The sequence below is a fragment of the Bradyrhizobium sp. 40 genome (assembly GCF_023100925.1).
Classification (GTDB): Bacteria; Pseudomonadota; Alphaproteobacteria; order Rhizobiales; family Xanthobacteraceae; genus Bradyrhizobium.
Genome location: NZ_CP064688.1, coordinates 1,223,502 through 1,240,112 on the forward strand (window position 1 = coordinate 1,223,502; position 16,611 = coordinate 1,240,112).

16 protein-coding genes are annotated in these 16,611 nt (G+C 63.3%); 4 read left to right on the top strand and 12 right to left on the bottom strand.

What is annotated here, in order from left to right; genetic code table 11:
- Positions 1-4: 4 nt before the first annotated feature.
- From IVB40_RS05725 to IVB40_RS05750, 6 genes are read right to left on the bottom strand one after another with little or no spacing between them, the layout of a single operon-like run.
- Positions 5-817 (bottom strand): HAD family hydrolase, encoded by an 813-nt coding sequence (locus IVB40_RS05725; protein WP_247358456.1) that lies wholly within the window; start codon positions 815-817, stop codon positions 5-7.
- Between the two features lie 34 nt (positions 818-851).
- Positions 852-1,382 carry a gluconokinase gene (locus IVB40_RS05730; RefSeq protein ID WP_007595717.1) on the bottom strand — a complete coding sequence of 177 codons (531 nt, stop codon included), beginning with the start codon at positions 1,380-1,382 and terminating at the stop codon, positions 852-854.
- Positions 1,369-2,118 carry a 6-phosphogluconolactonase gene (gene pgl / locus IVB40_RS05735; RefSeq protein WP_247818316.1) on the bottom strand — a complete coding sequence of 250 codons (750 nt, stop codon included), beginning with the start codon at positions 2,116-2,118 and terminating at the stop codon, positions 1,369-1,371. The genes IVB40_RS05730 and pgl overlap by 14 nt, the downstream gene beginning before the upstream one ends.
- On the bottom strand, positions 2,115-3,626 hold the full coding sequence (gene zwf / locus IVB40_RS05740; protein WP_247818317.1) for a glucose-6-phosphate dehydrogenase: 1,512 nt from the start codon (positions 3,624-3,626) through the stop codon (positions 2,115-2,117). Before zwf ends, pgl begins: the two co-directional genes overlap by 4 nt.
- Positions 3,627-3,669: 43 nt before the next feature.
- Positions 3,670-4,668 carry a phosphogluconate dehydrogenase (NAD(+)-dependent, decarboxylating) gene (gene gnd, locus IVB40_RS05745; RefSeq protein ID WP_247818318.1) on the bottom strand — a complete coding sequence of 333 codons (999 nt, stop codon included), beginning with the start codon at positions 4,666-4,668 and terminating at the stop codon, positions 3,670-3,672.
- 13 nt (positions 4,669-4,681) lie between these two features.
- On the bottom strand, positions 4,682-7,531 hold the full coding sequence (locus tag IVB40_RS05750) for a bifunctional transaldolase/phosoglucose isomerase (RefSeq protein WP_247818319.1): 2,850 nt from the start codon (positions 7,529-7,531) through the stop codon (positions 4,682-4,684).
- 307 nt (positions 7,532-7,838) lie between these two features.
- Here IVB40_RS05750 and IVB40_RS05755 point away from each other — a divergent pair, with 307 nt between their 5' ends.
- From IVB40_RS05755 to IVB40_RS05770, 4 genes are all read left to right on the top strand, one after another.
- Positions 7,839-8,501, top strand: coding sequence for a hypothetical protein (locus tag IVB40_RS05755; protein WP_247818320.1), 663 nt, complete (start codon positions 7,839-7,841; stop codon positions 8,499-8,501).
- Between the two features lie 299 nt (positions 8,502-8,800).
- Positions 8,801-10,744, top strand: a complete 1,944-nt coding sequence (locus tag IVB40_RS05760) for a PrkA family serine protein kinase (RefSeq protein ID WP_007595704.1) — start codon at positions 8,801-8,803, stop codon at positions 10,742-10,744.
- 19 nt (positions 10,745-10,763) lie between these two features.
- Positions 10,764-12,041, top strand: coding sequence for a YeaH/YhbH family protein (locus IVB40_RS05765; RefSeq protein ID WP_179950138.1), 1,278 nt, complete (start codon positions 10,764-10,766; stop codon positions 12,039-12,041).
- On the top strand, positions 12,038-13,573 hold the full coding sequence (locus IVB40_RS05770; protein ID WP_247401472.1) for a SpoVR family protein: 1,536 nt from the start codon (positions 12,038-12,040) through the stop codon (positions 13,571-13,573). The genes IVB40_RS05765 and IVB40_RS05770 overlap by 4 nt, the downstream gene beginning before the upstream one ends.
- A gap of 215 nt (positions 13,574-13,788) precedes the next feature.
- Here the strand turns inward: IVB40_RS05770 and IVB40_RS05775 are convergent, their stop codons facing one another.
- From IVB40_RS05775 to IVB40_RS05800, 6 genes are all read right to left on the bottom strand, one after another.
- A complete protein-coding gene (locus IVB40_RS05775; RefSeq protein ID WP_247818321.1) occupies positions 13,789-14,232 on the bottom strand; it encodes a DUF1801 domain-containing protein in 444 nt (147 codons plus the stop codon).
- 2 nt (positions 14,233-14,234) lie between these two features.
- The gene (locus IVB40_RS05780; protein ID WP_027570573.1) at positions 14,235-14,453 is read right to left on the bottom strand and encodes a hypothetical protein; all 219 of its coding nucleotides are present in this window, start codon (positions 14,451-14,453) and stop codon (positions 14,235-14,237) included.
- A gap of 44 nt (positions 14,454-14,497) precedes the next feature.
- Complete coding sequence (locus IVB40_RS05785; protein WP_247358468.1) at positions 14,498-14,929, bottom strand: SRPBCC domain-containing protein; 432 nt, start codon at positions 14,927-14,929, stop codon at positions 14,498-14,500.
- The gene (locus tag IVB40_RS05790) at positions 14,926-15,252 is read right to left on the bottom strand and encodes a metalloregulator ArsR/SmtB family transcription factor (protein WP_007595691.1); all 327 of its coding nucleotides are present in this window, start codon (positions 15,250-15,252) and stop codon (positions 14,926-14,928) included. Before IVB40_RS05790 ends, IVB40_RS05785 begins: the two co-directional genes overlap by 4 nt.
- A gap of 215 nt (positions 15,253-15,467) precedes the next feature.
- Positions 15,468-15,917 carry a DsrE family protein gene (locus IVB40_RS05795; protein WP_247818322.1) on the bottom strand — a complete coding sequence of 150 codons (450 nt, stop codon included), beginning with the start codon at positions 15,915-15,917 and terminating at the stop codon, positions 15,468-15,470.
- Positions 15,918-15,948: 31 nt separating this feature from the next.
- Complete coding sequence (locus tag IVB40_RS05800; protein WP_247287858.1) at positions 15,949-16,569, bottom strand: hypothetical protein; 621 nt, start codon at positions 16,567-16,569, stop codon at positions 15,949-15,951.
- Positions 16,570-16,611 lie beyond the last annotated feature (42 nt).

The window sequence follows — 16,611 nt, forward strand, 5'->3', positions numbered from 1 at the left end:
TGACCTAGGCGACCCCGTTCCGCTTCAAGATCATCTCCATCGCCTCCGCAAAACCGTCCTGCTCGTTGGTCGCGGTGACGTGGGTCGCCTGCTCCTTGACGTTGTCGGCGGCGTTGCCCATGGCGATCGAGGTGCCGCTGACGCGGAACATGGCGAGATCGTTCTGCATGTCGCCGATGGTGGCGACCGCGTCGGTTGAAATGCCGAGGCGCTTGGCCATGGCTTGCACGAATGTGCCCTTGTCGAAGCCGGGTGGGGTGATGTCGAGGTAGTAGGTTTGCGAACGCACTGCCGTCGCCTCGCTGCCGAGCGCCTTCTGCATCGCCTTCTCGCAACGCTCGAGGCCCGCCGCATCGGCGCTGGCGCCGACGATCTTGCAGGCGCTGGCGAGATACGGCGAGAAATCCGTGACGATGGTCGGATCGGAGCGGATCGTATGCTGCTCGTGAGCGACGTATTGGCCATCAGGCCTGTCGATCAGCCATTTGTCGGTGGTGAACAGCCAGATGTCGGCGCCGAAGTCCCGGAGAATTTGCAAGCTTCGCTCGGCCGCGCCGGCGGGGATGAGATGCTGCTCGACCGGATTCATCTCGGGGTCGACGATCGAGGAGCCGTTGAACGGGCCGACCGGCAGCCAGAGCGCCAGCGGCTCGATCAGGAAGCGCATGCCGATCGCGGGGCGGCTCGACGTAATCGTGAAACCGATGCCGGCCTGGTGCAGACGCTGCACCGCTGACCTCGCGCGGTCGGTCAGCGTCTTGTCCTTGGTCAGCAGCGTACCGTCGACGTCGGAGACGACGAGCGAGATTTTTGTCATGACGGTCCCTTGGGTGTTTCTTGGGTGTTTGGCCTCAGCGTTTCGCGCCGCCCAGTTTCAACTGCCGCACCGCGCCGTCCACGATCGCTTCCACGGATTCGTCGATCGAGACGGTGATCACGTGCTCGCCAGCCTCCGGCGGCTCCAGCGTGTTGAATTGGCTCGTCAGCAGGCCGGGCGGCATGAAGTGCCCCTTGCGTTGCGCGAGGCGGGCGGCGATCAGCTCCTTCGTGCCCCTTAGGAAGACGAAGCGGACGTCGTCGCGTCCGCGCAGCAGCACATCCCGATAAGTATGCTTTAGCGCCGAGCAGGCGATGATCACGTGCTCGCCCTTGTCACAGACCCGCGCGATCTCGTCGGCGATGGCGTTGAGCCAGGGCCAGCGATCCTCGTCGGTGAGGGGATGGCCGGCCCGCATCTTCTCGACATTGCTGGCGGGATGAAAGCTGTCTCCGTCCTCGAATCGCCAGCCGAGGCGCTCGCCCAACGCTTTTGCAACCGTGCTCTTGCCCGAGCCCGACACGCCCATCACGATCAATGCACAAGGTGCTTCAACGCCCGTCACGAATTCCCCCCGGAAGCGCGGCCTGGTCGACCAGCCAGACGGTCTCGCCATTCGAGCGCGCGCGTACGGCCGGCAGAGTCTCGCCATTGAGCAGGCGCGTCAAGATCGGCTGCTTGTCGTGCCCCGCTATCTCGAACAGCATTTCGCGGCAGGACGCCAGCGTGGGCAGGGTGAGCGAGACCCGCGGCACGAAGGGGGCAACATTGGCCTTGGGGACGCCGACCACCCAGCGCTCGGTCTCCTCGATCGCAGGATAGCCCGGGAACAGCGAAGCAGTGTGGCCGTCGGGACCTGCGCCCATCAAGACCATGTCGAACATCGGCCGTGCCGGGTCCGGGCTTTCCGCGCCGTAGAAAGCCTGCAGCTCGCGCGCATAGGCCTCGGCGCTCTGATCGGGGGTGTCAGCCGTCGTCGGGATCGGGTGAACATGGCCGGAGGGCGCGTTGCGATCGAGAAAGGTCGCGCGCGCGACCGCCATGTTGTTGAGGGGATCGCTTTCGGGCACGAAGCGCTCGTCACCGATGAACCAGTGCACGCGCTCCCACGGGATTTTTTCGCGCCAGACCTCGCTGCCCAAAAGCTGGTAGAGCTTCTTCGGGCTGGAGCCGCCGGTCAGGCATATCGCGATGCGCCCTGGATTGGCCGCGATTCGCGCCATCACCCGCTCGGCCGCGGCCCGCGCGAGAGCCTCGGCGTCGGCCTCGACGATCAGCTTCGGCTGTCCCGCAGCCGTCACGAAAACTTACGCCAGCTTCGGCCGTCGCGGCGGAGCAATTCATCGGCGCAGGCGGGGCCGTCGCTGCCGGCTTGATAGGTCTCGATGCCGTTGCTGCCCGCGTTCTTCCAGGCGTCCAGGAACGGCTGCACCGCCTGCCATCCGGCCTCGATGCCGTCGGCGCGCTGGAACAGGATGTTGTCGCCGATCATGCAGTCGTAGATCAGCGTCTCGTAGCCGGTCGAGGGATCGGCCCGGAAATAGTCGCCATAGCGGAACTTCATCTCGACGCCGTCGATGGTGACGCTCGGCCCCGGGATCTTGGCGTTGAACTGGAGCTCGATGGTCTCGGTCGGCGCGATGCCGATCGTGAGGAAGTTCTGGGAGAGGCGATCGACAGCCGTGCCTGAGAACATCGACAACGGTGCCTGCTTGAACTTGATCGCGACCTCGGTGCGCTTGTGGCCGAGCGCCTTGCCGGTGCGCAAATAGAACGGCACGCCGGCCCAGCGCCAATTGTCGATCATCAGCTTCAGCGCGACATAGGTCTCGGTGGTGCTGCCGGGTTTGACGTCCTCGGTCTTGCGATAGTCCGGGATCTCATCGTCGCCGATTCGCCCCGAGAGATATTGGGCGCGCACCGAGCTCTTCAGCGCTTCCTCTTCGCTCGGGCGCTGAATCGAGGTCAGAATCTCGGCCTTCTCGGAGCGCACGGAATGGGCGTCGAAACGCGCCGGCGGCTCCATCGCGACCAGCGACATCAGCTGAAACAGATGGTTCGGCACCATGTCGCGCAGCGCGCCGGTGGCGTCGTAAAAGCCGCCGCGATGGCCGACGCCGAGCTTTTCCTCCACCGTGATCTGGATGTGGTCGATATGGTTGCGATTCCAGATCGGCTCGAACATGCCGTTGGCAAAGCGCAGCACCAGGATGTTCTGCACCGTCTCCTTGCCGAGATAGTGATCGATCCGGTAGATCTGGTGCTCGTCCATGATCTTCAGGAGTTCGGTGTTCAGCGCGCGCGCCGACGCAAGATCGGTGCCGAACGGCTTTTCGATCACCAGCCGCCGCCACGCGCCGTTCTCCTTCATCATGCCGGTGCGGCCGAGCTCGCGCGCCGTCGGCGCGAATGCGGCCGGCGGGGTCGCAAGGTAGAACAGCCGGTTGCCGCCGGTACCTTCCGAACATTCCAGCTGATCGAGATGCGCGCGCAGGCGATCGAATGACGGCGGGTCCTTGGCGTCGGCCTCGACGAAGGTGACGCATTGCAGGAGCTGCCGGGCGACGACGTCGTCCACGGGGCGCGTCGCGAACTCGCGGAGGCCTTTCATCAGGCTGTCGCGCAATTCGTCGTCCGACTGGCCCTTGCGGGCCACGCCGACGACGCAGAATTTCTCCGGCAGCATTTTCTCGGCCGCCAGATTGTACAGCGAGGGCATCACCAGTCGATGGGTGAGGTCTCCGGTCACGCCAAAGATGACGAAGGCGCAATTTTCCGGCTTGCGCTTTGGCTGCGGGTCTTTTGTCACGAACTATTGGCCTTCGCTTGTTACGTTTTACTTCCGCTTCGAGCTATTTGGGCTTCGAAGCAGCCGGCTGCTTCGGCTCCTTGTGGCCGCCGAAGCCGGCTCGCATCGCTGAGAGTATTTTCTCGGCGAAGGTGTGTTCCTTGCGGGAACGGAAACGTGCGAACAGCGCCGCGGTCAGGACTTCGGCCGGCACGGCCTCGTCGATGGCGGCATTCACGGTCCAGCGTCCTTCGCCGGAATCCTCGACGAAACCGGAATACTCCGCCAGCGCAGGGCTATCCGCGAGCGCGGTCGAGGTAAGGTCGAGCAGCCAGGACGGGATCACGCTGCCGCGCCGCCACACTTCGGCGATGTCGGCGAGATCGAAATCGTAACGATGATCCGCCGGCAAGGCCTCGATGTTGGCGTTCTTGAGGATATCAAAACCTTCGGCATAGGCCTGCATCAAGCCGTATTCGATGCCGTTGTGGATCATCTTGACGAAATGCCCGGCGCCAACCGGACCGGCATGGATGTAGCCCTGCTCGATGCGGGGATCGCGCCCCTCACGTCCCTCCGTGCGTGGAATGTCGCCGGCGCCGGGCGCGAGCGCGGCGAAGATCGGATCGAGCCGATCGACCACCTGTTTCTCGCCGCCGATCATCATGCAATAGCCGCGGTCGAGGCCCCAGACGCCGCCGGAGGTGCCGACGTCGACATAGTGGATGCCGCGCTCCTTCAGCGCCTTGCCGCGGCGGACGTCGTCCTGCCAGAACGTGTTGCCGCCGTCGATGATCACGTCGCCTTCCTGCATCACGCCCGCGATGGTATCGATCGTGGTCTCGGTGATGTGGCCGGCCGGCAGCATCACCCAGGCCGTGCGCGGCCGCTCCAGTTTCGCAATGAACTCTTCGAGCGTCGCCGAGCCTGTCGCGCCGTCTGCGGCAAGGCCCGCGACGGCCTTGGCGTCCTTGTCGTAGACCACGGTCGAATGTCCCTGGCGCATCAGGCGGCGAACGATGTTGCCGCCCATCCGGCCGAGGCCGATCATGCCGAGTTGCATTTGAGAAATTCCCTTAGTTCAGTGCGTCATTGAGCGCCGCATTGAGCGCCGCGAGACCCTTCTTGAGCCCGCCCTTCAGGTGGACCCGCAGCGCGCGCCGGCCGCGCTCGGTAAGCACGTCGAAGTCGCCGCGCGCCTGCGCGGCCTTGATGACGCCGAAGCTGGCCTTCTGGCCCGGCACCGGCAAGTCCCTGGCATCGTCGGCGGTGATCTGGAGGAACACGCCGCTGTCGGGCCCGCCCTTGTAGGCCTGCCCGGTGGAGTGCAGGAAACGCGGGCCGAACTCGGCGCAGGTTGCGACATGTCGCTTCTCGCGCACTTCGAGCCGCATGGTCTGGAGTGCGTCGATCGTCGTCTTGTCGCGGGCGATGTAGCCGAGCAGGGCGACATAGTCGCCATGTTTGGAGCGGGACAGATGCGCCTTCAGCCATGAGGTGAGGTCGCCGTTGGCGCCGGCGGCCCGCAGGGCCGCGGCATTGGTCTCGTCGGTGTAGAGATCGGCCTCATTGGTGCTGACAACCGGCCGTTCGGCCGGCAGCGTGCCGGTCTTTTCGAACGAGGCGGTGAGCTCTCGGGTCTTGATCTTGGCCGCTTCCACGTCCGGCTGGTCGAACGGGTTGATGCCAAGGATGCTGCCCGCGACCGCCGTTGCCATCTCGAAGCGGAAGAACTCCTGGCCGAGATGGTCGATCGACTTCATCACGATACGCACGACGGGATGGCCGGCCGCTTCGATCGCAGCAAGCTGCGAGTCATGGGCGGGGTCCGCCTCACCCTCGATACGGATGTCGATGAAGAGCCGGTCATTGCCATAGACCGCGGGCTCGCCCAGCGGCTCGCCATCGATCGGGATCAGGCCCTTGCCGTCCTTGCCGGTCGATTCCGCGATGAGCTGCTCGGCCCAGGCGCCGAAATCGGCGATCTTCTTCGACGACAGGATCGTCACCTTGTCGCGACCTTCGAGCGCTGCATGGCCCATGGCAAGACCGAGCTGCACGCCGGGGTTCTCACTTGGCGGCACGTCCGGTCCGCAGGAGCGGGCCATCGCAAGCGCGTGCTTGACGAAGGTCTTGATATCGATGCCTGCGGTTGCCGCCGGCACCAGCCCGAACGGCGAGAGCACCGAGTAGCGTCCTCCGATGGAGGGCTCGCCGTGGAAGATGCGCGCGTAGTTCAGCGTCTTCGCCGCCTTCTCCAGCGACGACCCGGGATCGGTGACCGCAATGAAGCGATGGCCGGTCTTGACCTTCGGCCCGACCATCTGCGCGACGCGCTCGTGGAAATAATCCTTCATCGCATTCGGTTCGGTGGTGCCGCCGGATTTGCTGGAGACGATGAACACAGTGTTGGCGATGTCGATCCTGGCCTCCATCGCCCGCACCTGTGCCGGGTCGGTGGAATCCAGCACGTGCAGCTTCGGGAACCCGGGCTTCTTGCCGAAGGTCTCGGCCAGCACCTCCGGCCCGAGGCTTGATCCGCCCATGCCGAGCACGACGGCGTCGGAGAATTTCTGGCCTTTCACACGGCCGGCATAATCCTCATAGTCGGCCACGTCGGCCTTGGCGGCGCTGTCGAGCCAGCCGAGCCATTTATCCTCGTCGGTGCCGGTCCAGACCGACTTGTCGCGCTGCCAAAGCCGGCGGATCTTGGCGGATGCGCGCCATTCCTCGGTGCTCTTGGCCACGGCCTTGCCGAGACCGTCGCCGAGCGAGAGAAGCTGGCGGTCGATCGCGGGCCCGAGCACGGTGGCGCGCTTGTGGGCGACCGCGCCATAGAGCTTGTCGGCGGCGTCGGCAAACTGCTTGACGCCGTCCTTTACGAGTTCCTCGGTGATGGCGTCGAGCGAGACGCCGGAGCGCTCCAGCTCTTCCAGCACGCGCCTGGCGTCGTCGACATTCTCTTCCAGGCTGTCGCGCGGCGTGCCGTGGTCGCGGAACGCATCCAGTGTCGCCGGCGGCACGGTGTTGATGGTGTCGGGACCGATCAATTCCTCGACATAGAGGACGTCGCTATAGTCCTTGTTCTTGGTACCGGTCGAGGCCCACAGCATGCGCTGCGGTTTGGCGCCCTTGGCCGCGAGCTTCTCCCAGCGCGGCCCCGAGAACAGGCGCTTGTAATCCTGGTAGGCGACCTTCGCATTGGCGATCGCGACCTTGCCCTTCAGCGCGGCGAGCCGTTCCTTCTCGCTCGGATCGTTGGCGCGGGCGATCTTCTCGTCGAGCTGCTTGTCGACCACCGAGTCGATGCGACTGACGAAGAAGCTCGCGACGCTCGCCACGTGGGAGGGGTCGCCGCCACCTGCGACGTATTGCTCCAGACCGGCGAGATAGGCCTCGGCGACTTGCAGATAGACGTCCCTGGAGAACAGCAGCGTGATGTTGATGCTGATTCCGTCGCCGATGAGCTGTTCGATCGCCGGCAGGCCGTCCGGCGTCGCCGGCACCTTCACCATCAGGTTCTTGCGGTTGACGTCCTTCCAGAGCCGCCGTGCCTCGGTGACCGTTTCACCGGTGTCCATCGCCAGATAGGGCGAGACTTCCAGGCTGACATAGCCGTCGCCGCCCTTGAGGCGGTCGTAGACTGGGCGCAGCACGTCGGCGGCGTTCTGGATGTCCTCGACCGCGACGGCCTCGAACAGGTCGGCGACCGACCGATCGCCGCGCTTCAATGCCTTGCCGATCGGCGCGTCGTATTCGTCCGAGCTGCCGATCGCTTTCTCGAAGATCGAGGGGTTGGAGGTGACGCCCTTGACGCCGTCGGTGTCGATCAGCCGCTTCAGGTCGCCTTTGGCGATGAAGCCGCGGGCCAGGAAGTCCAGCCAGACGGCTTGTCCGTGCTTTTCCAGTTCTTTGACGGGATTCATGATGCTAATTTATCTCCAAGCCTGCGGGCGAGGGGTTTCCGCGCCGGTCCTGACGCGCTATCCTCTAGCTTACATGCTTCCTTGAGGGAACCAATCAAGGGTATGGGCGTCATATCCTCCAGTGTAACTCCGTCGCGATCATGGCGATCCGCGTAGAGGGAGCCGAGTTGCGTAAAAGGTCGTTGGCCGTGAGAAATCGGCCTGGCCGCGTTGCGTAACGTCAGCTGCCTCGGCTCGTCGCTCGTGGCTGCGCGGAGTACTCATCAGCGGATTCCGGTCCGCCTGATGCATCGTGGCTCGGTCGCGAATGGCCATGCTGGGGGAAAGCATGCAAGCACATCATGACCGTCTGGCGCTCGCTGTCACAGACAGTCCCCAATCGGTCACGTCGACCGGAAGCGTCGATGCGTCCCACGATCTCGAAATCGGTCCATGTACGACCCAAACGCGGCTGCTGGTCGTAGCAGGCTTCGCCATGACGCTGCTCAGCGCGACACTCGCGTTGGGCTGGTGGGATGCTTTTGGCGATTACGACACGACGGTCGGCTCTGCTGGCGTGGTGGTGTTCGCCCTGATGACCGGTCGGCTGATCTGGATGCTCCCCGCCGAACGGGGATCGGTGGTGATCGTCACCCCCTATGGCATCCGCGATCTCCGCATCGGCAATGAATTTTTGCTGTGGGACTCGATCGCGGAGATTTCGGCTGAAGAACGCCGCGGGCGCAAGGTGATCGTGCTGACGCCGACGCCGGCCTTGCAGCGGCAGCTCTGCACCATCCGCGGCTTGGCCCGTTGTGCGCAGGGCGATCGGCAGAACGACCGCATCGTCATCCAGTCGGAGGGCCTGGCGACCGATTTTGATACACTGCTGCGCGCTTGCCGCGACTGTCACGCCGCCGGCGGTCCACGCACCGCATTGCAGCAGGAAGATGAACGCGGCACCCAAGGCTTCGCCGTACAAGCGTCATAAGATCGCCGTTCGCAGATCGCTATGATGGGGCGCCGGATGAACGCATCCCCGGTAACGCCCGGATGTTGCGAGCGAGTGACATTTTCTGGAAATGAGCCAATATAGACAAAGATTCGCTCAAATATCAGGCAGGTGCCTGTTCGTAACTCACCCTGTGCCTACGTTGTGCGTTGCGCCGAGAAGGCGCCCGGGTGTCGAATGATCGTCATGTGCTCACGCTGATTCGAGAGTGGCGCTAAGGAACGGTCCGGTCGCTGCTTTCGTTCAATTGTGTAGCGGAACTCACGCGGAGAGGGATCATGTACAACGATTCTCTATTCAACGCTTTCGCTAAGTCGTTCGAGGCGAGAAGCCAACACGACATGTCGATGGCGGAATATCTGGAATCGTGTCGAAGCGATCCCATGAAATACGCGAACGCGGCCGAACGACTGCTAGCAGCGATCGGTGAGCCCCAGACGATTGACACGGCCAAGGACCCACGCCTTGGCCGTATTTTTTTGAACCGCACGATCCGCACCTATCCCGCCTTCGCCGGCTTCTACGGCATGGAAGAAACCATCGAGCGCATCGTCGGTTTCTTCCGTCATGCGGCTCAGGGCCTCGAAGAGCGCAAGCAGATCCTGTATCTGCTCGGTCCGGTCGGCGGCGGCAAGTCCTCGCTCGCCGAGCGGCTCAAGTCGCTGATGGAAGTGCACCCGATCTACGTGCTCAAGGCCGGCGACGAGCTCTCGCCCGTGTTCGAAAGCCCGCTCAGCCTGTTCGATCCGGATCAGCTCGGCCCGATGCTGGAGGAGAAATACGGCATTCCGCGCCGCCGTCTCACCGGCCTGATGAGCCCGTGGTGCTACAAGCGGCTGGAAGCCTTTGGCGGCGACATTTCCCAGTTTCGGGTCGCAAAGATCCAGCCGTCGCGGCTGCGCCAGATCGGCATCGCCAAGACCGAGCCGGGTGACGAGAACAACCAGGACATCTCCTCGCTGGTCGGCAAGGTCGACATCCGCAAGCTCGAAACCTACGCGCAGAACGATCCCGACGCCTACAGCTATTCCGGCGGCCTCAACCGCGCCAACCAGGGCGTGCTCGAGTTCGTCGAGATGTTCAAGGCGCCGATCAAGATGCTGCACCCGCTGCTCACCGCGACGCAGGAAGGCAACTACATCGGCACCGAGAACATCGGCGCTATTCCGTTCACCGGCGTCATCCTCGCGCACTCCAATGAAGCCGAGTGGTCGAGCTTCAAGGCCAACAAGAACAACGAGGCCTTCATCGACCGCATCTGCGTGATCAAGGTGCCTTATTGCCTGCGGATCACGGAAGAGCAGAAGATCTACGAGAAGCTGATCCAGGGCTCCGAGCTCGCGGCCGCGCCTTGCGCGCCCGCAACGCTGGAGACGCTGGCGCGGTTCTCGGTGATGTCTCGGCTGCGGAAGCACGAAAATTCCACGACCTACGCCAAGATGAGGGTTTACGACGGCGAGAGCCTGAAGGAGACCGATCCGAAGGCGCGCAGTGTCCAGGAATATCGCGATGCCGCCGGCGTCGACGAGGGCATGGACGGTGTCTCCACCCGCTTTGCCTTCAAGATCCTGGCTGCGACCTTCAACCACGATCCGCAGGAAGTCGCCGCCGACGCCGTGCATCTGATGTACGCGCTGGAGCAATCGATCAAGCGCGAGCAGCTGCCCGAGGAAGTCGAGAAGCGCTACCTCGAATTCATCAAGGCGGACCTTGCACCGCGTTATGCCGAGTTCATCGGAAACGAGATCCAGAAGGCTTATCTCGAATCCTACTCGGATTACGGCCAGAACCTGTTCGACCGCTATGTCGACTACGCCGATGCCTGGATCGAGGACCAGGATTTCAAGGATGCCGACACCGGCCAGCTGCTTGATCGCGAACTATTGAACCAGGAATTGACCAAGATCGAGAAGCCGGCGGGCATCGCCAACCCGAAGGATTTCCGCAACGAGGTGGTCAAATTCTCGTTACGGTCGCGCGCCCAGAACGGTGGCAAGAATCCGACCTGGATCTCCTACGAGAAGATTCGCGATGTGATCGAAAAGCGGATATTCTCCCAGGTCGAGGACCTGCTTCCGGTCATCTCCTTCGGGTCGAAGAAGGACGGCGAGACGGAGAAGAAGCACGGCGAGTTCGTCGCACGCATGGTGGAGCGCGGCTACACCGAGCGTCAGGTTCGCCGGCTCGTCGAATGGTACATGCGCGTGAAGCAGGCCGGTTGAGGCGGATGGTAAAGTGCCGATTCACATTATTGACAGGCGCCTGAATCCAGGCGGCAAGAGTCTCGAGAACCGGCAGCGGTTCTTGCGTCGGGCCAAATCCCTGGTGCAGGGCGCCGTCAAGAAGACCTCGCAGGAACGCGACATCAAGGACGTCCTGGAGGGTGGCGAGGTCACGATTCCGCTCGACGGCATGCACGAGCCGCGTTTCCGCCGCGACGGCGGAACGCGCGACATGGTGTTGCCGGGCAACAAGAAGTTCATCGAGGGCGACTATCTCCAGCGCTCCGGCCAGGGCAGCGCCAAGGATTCCGGTCCGGGCGAAGGCGACAGCGAGGACGCCTTCCGCTTCGTGCTCAGCCGCGACGAATTCGTCGATCTCTTCCTCGATGATCTCGAACTTCCCGATCTGGCCAAGCGCAAGATCGCGCAGACCGAGAGCGAGGGCATCCAGCGCGCCGGCTACACCACGTCGGGCTCGCCATCCAACATCTCGGTGAGCCGGACGGTTCGGCGCGCAATGGCGCGCCGTATCGCGCTCAAGCGTCCCAGCAAGGAGGAGATCGAAGAGCTGGAATCCGCCATCGCCGCTTGCGCGGATGAGGACGAGCGTCTGGTGCTGATGGCCCAGCTCGAAAAACTGAAGGCGAAGTCCAAGCGCATTCCCTTCATCGATCCGCTCGACATCCGCTATCGCCGCTTCGAGACGGTGCCCAAGCCCGTTGCCCAGGCCGTGATGTTCTGCCTGATGGACGTGTCGGGCTCGATGTCCGAGCACATGAAGGATCTCGCCAAGCGCTTCTACATGCTGCTCTACGTCTTCCTGAAGCGTCGCTACAAGCATGTCGACATCGTCTTCATCCGCCACACCGATCGTGCCGAGGAGGTGGACGAGCAGACCTTCTTCTACGGCCCGGCTTCCGGCGGCACGCTGGTCTCCAGCGCGCTGCAGGCGATGCACGAGATCGTGCGCGAACGCTTCAGCCCGTCGGACTGGAATATCTACGCCGCGCAAGCCTCCGACGGCGACAATTCCTATTCCGACGGCGAGCTCGCGGGCATGCTGCTGACCGACAAGATCCTGCCGGTCTGCCAGTTCTTCGCCTATCTCGAGGTCGGCGAGTCTGGCGGCAGCGCCTTCGATCTGTCCGACTCCTCGCTCTGGACCCTCTACGAGCGCCTGCGCAACAGCGGCGCGCCGCTCTCGATGCGCAAGGTCAGCGAGCGCAGCGAGATTTTTCCGGTGTTCCACGATCTGTTCCAGCGCCGCGACACTGCCCAGGAGAAAGCCGCTCCATGACGGAACGCTTGTTCGAAGGCGCCGATTGGGATTTTCACACCTTGCAGCGCATCACGGATGCCTGCGAGGAGGTGGCGACGAAAGATCTCGGGCTCGACGTCTATCCGAACCAGATCGAGGTCATCACCGCCGAACAGATGCTGGATGCCTATTCGTCCGTCGGCATGCCGCTGTTCTACAAGCATTGGTCGTTCGGAAAGCAGTTCGCCTATCACGAGGCCTCATACCGCAAGGGCCTGATGGGACTTGCCTATGAGATCGTGATCAACTCCTCGCCCTGCATCTCCTATCTGATGGAGGAGAACACGGCGACGATGCAGACCCTGGTGATCGCGCACGCCGCCTTCGGGCACAACCACTTCTTCAAGAACAACTATCTGTTCAAGCAGTGGACCGACGCCGACGGCATCCTGGACTATCTGGATTTCGCCAAGAAGTATGTGATGAGCTGCGAGGATCGCTACGGCCGCACCGAAGTCGAGCGCACGCTGGACGCCGCACATGCGCTGATGTCGCATGGGATCGACCGCTATCCCGGCAAGAAGAAGCTCGATCTCCGCGCCGAAGAGAAGCGGGCAGGGCGCCGCCGCCAGCACGAGGAGGAGGTCTTCAACGACCTCTGGCGCACCGTGCCGGCGGGAAAGAGCAAGACCCGGTCCGCGCTCAGCATCGAACGCCGCCGCAAGCTGCTCGGCCTGCCGCAGGAGAACCTGCTGTATTTCCTCGAGAAGAGCGCGCCGCGGCTGGCGCCCTGGCAGCGCGAGCTGTTGCGCATCGTCCGCCACATCGCGCAATATTTCTATCCGCAGAGCCAGACCAAGGTGATGAACGAGGGGACGGCGACCTACGTCCACTATCGCATCATGACCAAGCTGCATCAGCAGGGCCGCATCAGCGACGGCAATTTCCTCGAATTCCTGCAGTCGCACACCAACGTCGTGTTCCAGCCCGAATTCGACGACCAGCGCTTTTCCGGCTTCAACCCCTATGCGCTCGGCTTCGCCATGATGCAGGACATCGAGCGCATCGTCACCCGGCCGGAAGACGAGGACCGCGAGTGGTTCCCGGACATCGCCGGAAAGAACGACGTGATGGGCGTGCTGCGCGACGTCTGGGCCAACTACCGCGACGAGAGTTTTATCGCCCAGTTCCTGAGCCCGAAGCTGATGCGCCACCTTCGCATGTTCCACCTGCATGACGATCCCGAGGAACGCGCCGGCATCCGGGTCGACGCCATTCACGACGAGCGCGGCTTCCGCCGCGTCCGGCGCGAGCTGGCACGGCAGCACGATGTCGGCTACATCGACGCCAATATCGAGGTGGTCGACGTCGATCTCTCCGGCGACCGGCGGCTGATCCTGCATCACCATGTCATCAAGGGCGCGCAGCTCAACGAGACCGACGCCAAGCGCGTGCTCCAGCATCTGGCCGATCTCTGGACCTACGACGTCGCGCTGATCGAGGTCGACGCCAACGACAAGGTGCTGCGCGAATATGTCGTAAGCCCGCGCCCGATCTCGGCGGTGGCCTGACGCTGCTGATTATGCGGAGCAATACGGCGAGATGCGCGTTGATGTGCCCTCGCCTATTGTGGGAGAGGGCGGCGATGCCGGGAGACACAAGCTCACTGGGGTGAGGGGTATCTCTCCACACTTCCCGTGTCGATAGAGACCCCTCATCCGGCGCTTCGCGCCACCTTCTCCCACAAGGGGAGAAGGAAAGCGTTCGTGGCTCCACAACAACGGTTCTATGCGGAACGTTTCGCCGGCTTTTTCCTGGCTTTCGACGCATTCAGCTCCACCGCCGCGCGGATCAGCGCCTTCAACGCCCTCTCGTTGATCTTTTCGCCTTCGCGAATATCGATCGCGCGGCGCACGTTGCCGTCGAGGCTCGAGTTGAACAGGCCCGCGGGATCCTCCAGCGCCGCGCCCTTGGCAAACGTCATCTTCACCACGGCCTTGTAGGTCTCGCCGGTGCAGATGATGCCGTCGTGCTCCCACACGGGAACGCCGCGCCATTTCCATTCCTCGACGACATCAGGGTCGGCGTCCTTGATCAGGCCGCGGATTCGCCCGAGCATCTCGCCGCGCCAGTCGCCGAGCTCCTTGATCCTGCCGTCGATCATCCTGGATGGCGAGGCGCCATCCGTCTTCGTCGTGCTGCTGTTTTTCGAGGTCACGGCCTTCTTCATGTTCACGCCTCTTGTCGGGCGCCGCGGCGGCGGCCGAGATATGGCAGCGCGAACATATAGAGCCCGGTCGCAAGCAATGGGATCAATGGGACGAAGGCGAGTAAGCCGATCCACGTCGCCTGGACTTGCAGCGTCAGGGCGACGATGTTGGCGATGACGGCAAGCGTGAAAGCGATCGACAGCCAGCGATGGATCTGCCGAATCCACATATTTCCGGTCAATGAAACCTCCTCTTGAGATGATCGAATGAAGGCCGGCGGCCGAGCTAATCTGCCCGCGCCAGCAGCTCGTCCAGCTTGGCGAAAAACTGCTTCCAGCCGGCGTGCGCGCCGCCGAAAGCCTGCTTCTGCGTTGGGCTGAAGCCCGCTTGCTCGACGCGCAGATGCGTGCCTGCGCCGGTCGGGGTCAGCGTGAAGGTCACGACGCTCTTGAGATCGAACGCCGCGTCGTCATGCGAGAAATTCCAGGTGTAGGCGAGCGTCTTCTGCGGCTCGATGGTGAGGACCTCGCAGTCCAAAACGCCGCCCCACTCGCCGCGAAGGTTGAAGCGGTGGCCCACGTTCGGCTTGAAGTCGTTCTTCATCAGCCATTCTTCGATCAGATGTGGCTGCGTCAGCGCGCGCCAGATCCGCTCTGCCGGAAAGGCAAATTCGCGCTCGATGACGACAGATCGGGTTTCGGCCGCGGATTCGTTCATTGGTCCATCCTCTTCAGGAGATCGTCGAGCGCGTCGAGCCGGTTCTGCCAGAACCCGGCCATCTGGCTGGTCCAGTCGATCAGCGGATTGAGCGCGCCGGGCTGGGCGCTGTAATGGGTCTGCCGCCCTTGATGCCGGTCGCGCACGAGGCCGGCCTGCTTCAGCGCACCGAGATGTTTTGAGACCGCCGGCTGGGACACGCCCGACAGTGCCGTCAGGGCCCCGACCGTCTGTTCGCCCTCGCGGCACAGTCGCTCGAAGATCGCCCGACGGGTGGGGTCGGCGAGCGTTCTGAACAGAAGATCGTGGGCGGCGGCGGGCATATAATCCATAACCTGTAAGTTATGGATGTATTCATAACCGCGGAGTTATGGATAAGTCAAGAGCGTTGCGAGCGTGTGGTCCTCACTCGCGCAACCCGCTCCGCCGTCATTGCGAGGAGCCCTTGCGACGAAGCAATCCAGTCTGCCTCAGTGGAGGGACTGGATTGTTTCGCTGCGCTCGCAATGACGGACAATGTAGCGGCGCCTCCCGCGCCCTACGGCCGCAGATAAAGATAGCCCTGCGACTGGAGCTCGGCCAAACGGACCACGCCGCCCTTCTCCGCGCTGACGAAGCCCGGCAAGAGATCCGTGAGCGTGACGTTCTGCGCCTTCATCGTGTTGCCGCAGGCGGCAAGCTCGACGCCATCCTTGGAGAAATCGCCGACGCGCTTGCTGATGTCAGGGTTGGCCTGCGCCCAGTGAAACGCCTTCAGCGCCGGTCCGTGGATCACCAGCGCGATCGTCACATGCTCGGGGCCGCCCACGCCGTCGATGTGGTTCTGGATGTTGCCGAGCACGAAATTGACTTTCTCGGCATCGCTCAAATGATAGACCACCTTCAGCTTGTTGCCCGTGCCGGCTTCGGTCGCGGCCTTCGCGCTGGAGGCGCCAAGCGCCGCGCCCAGGCCTGAGATGGCGCTCCACAAGATGTTCCGGCGGTTCATGACGATCTCCCTCGATTGCGCCGGACACATATCATTTGTGGCGGAGCGCGGCGAGTTCCTTACGGTCGGTCACGAGCGAGGCGCATTCCTTATTGTCCGTTCGATCTAGGCGGAAAATCCCGTCATCGGCCCCGGCGACCAGCGATTGCTCGGCATCCTCATCCGGCTTGTTGTTCTGCCAGACCCTGACCCGCGCCAGCCGCACGATCGCCGATTTGTCGTCCTTCGAGAGCGCGACGCCGATGCCGCCGCCCTCGCAGTCGACGCCGCAACCGAGGCGGATCTCGGTGCCGTCCTTGGTGAACACGGCGTGATGACAGGAGCCGCTGGAGTCGAAATCGCCGGAGCGGTGACGATATCTGAATCCGAGGCGGAAGGAGTTGTGGAGCTGCTTGTCCTCCGTGTCCAATTCCGCCGAGATCAGCAGCTTCATCGAGGCGACCTTCTGCTTCGGATGGTGCGCCAGATGCTCGGCATCGTAGCGCCGCACGAAGCAGGCATAGGCCTTGTTGCCGGGTGCACCGACATACATGCGCGCGTTGAAGGTCTCGACTTCGGCCTTGCTGGCCTCACGGATATCGTCGGCCTCCTCGGCGTGGGCCGCGCCGGCAAACGCGGCGAGGAAGACGGCAGCAACGAGAAAAAACTTCATGATGGCCTCGCGTGCAGCAACTGAGCTGTACGCTGTAGACGC

What these genes read in the sequence shown, in the direction of transcription:
- IVB40_RS05755 (WP_247818320.1), top strand. Translation starts at nt 7,839, where the DNA reads ATGGCCATGCTGGGGGAAAGCATGCAAGCACATCATGACCGTCTGGCG.
- IVB40_RS05795 (WP_247818322.1), bottom strand. Translation starts at nt 15,917, where the DNA reads ATGAACCGCCGGAACATCTTGTGGAGCGCCATCTCAGGCCTGGGCGCG.
- IVB40_RS05760 (WP_007595704.1), top strand. Translation starts at nt 8,801, where the DNA reads ATGTACAACGATTCTCTATTCAACGCTTTCGCTAAGTCGTTCGAGGCG.
- IVB40_RS05750 (WP_247818319.1), bottom strand. Translation starts at nt 7,531, where the DNA reads ATGAATCCCGTCAAAGAACTGGAAAAGCACGGACAAGCCGTCTGGCTG.
- gnd (WP_247818318.1), bottom strand. Translation starts at nt 4,668, where the DNA reads ATGCAACTCGGCATGATCGGCCTCGGCCGGATGGGCGGCAACATCGTT.
- IVB40_RS05770 (WP_247401472.1), top strand. Translation starts at nt 12,038, where the DNA reads ATGACGGAACGCTTGTTCGAAGGCGCCGATTGGGATTTTCACACCTTG.
- IVB40_RS05775 (WP_247818321.1), bottom strand. Translation starts at nt 14,232, where the DNA reads ATGAAGAAGGCCGTGACCTCGAAAAACAGCAGCACGACGAAGACGGAT.
- IVB40_RS05785 (WP_247358468.1), bottom strand. Translation starts at nt 14,929, where the DNA reads ATGAACGAATCCGCGGCCGAAACCCGATCTGTCGTCATCGAGCGCGAA.
- IVB40_RS05790 (WP_007595691.1), bottom strand. Translation starts at nt 15,252, where the DNA reads ATGCCCGCCGCCGCCCACGATCTTCTGTTCAGAACGCTCGCCGACCCC.
- IVB40_RS05725 (WP_247358456.1), bottom strand. Translation starts at nt 817, where the DNA reads ATGACAAAAATCTCGCTCGTCGTCTCCGACGTCGACGGTACGCTGCTG.
- IVB40_RS05800 (WP_247287858.1), bottom strand. Translation starts at nt 16,569, where the DNA reads ATGAAGTTTTTTCTCGTTGCTGCCGTCTTCCTCGCCGCGTTTGCCGGC.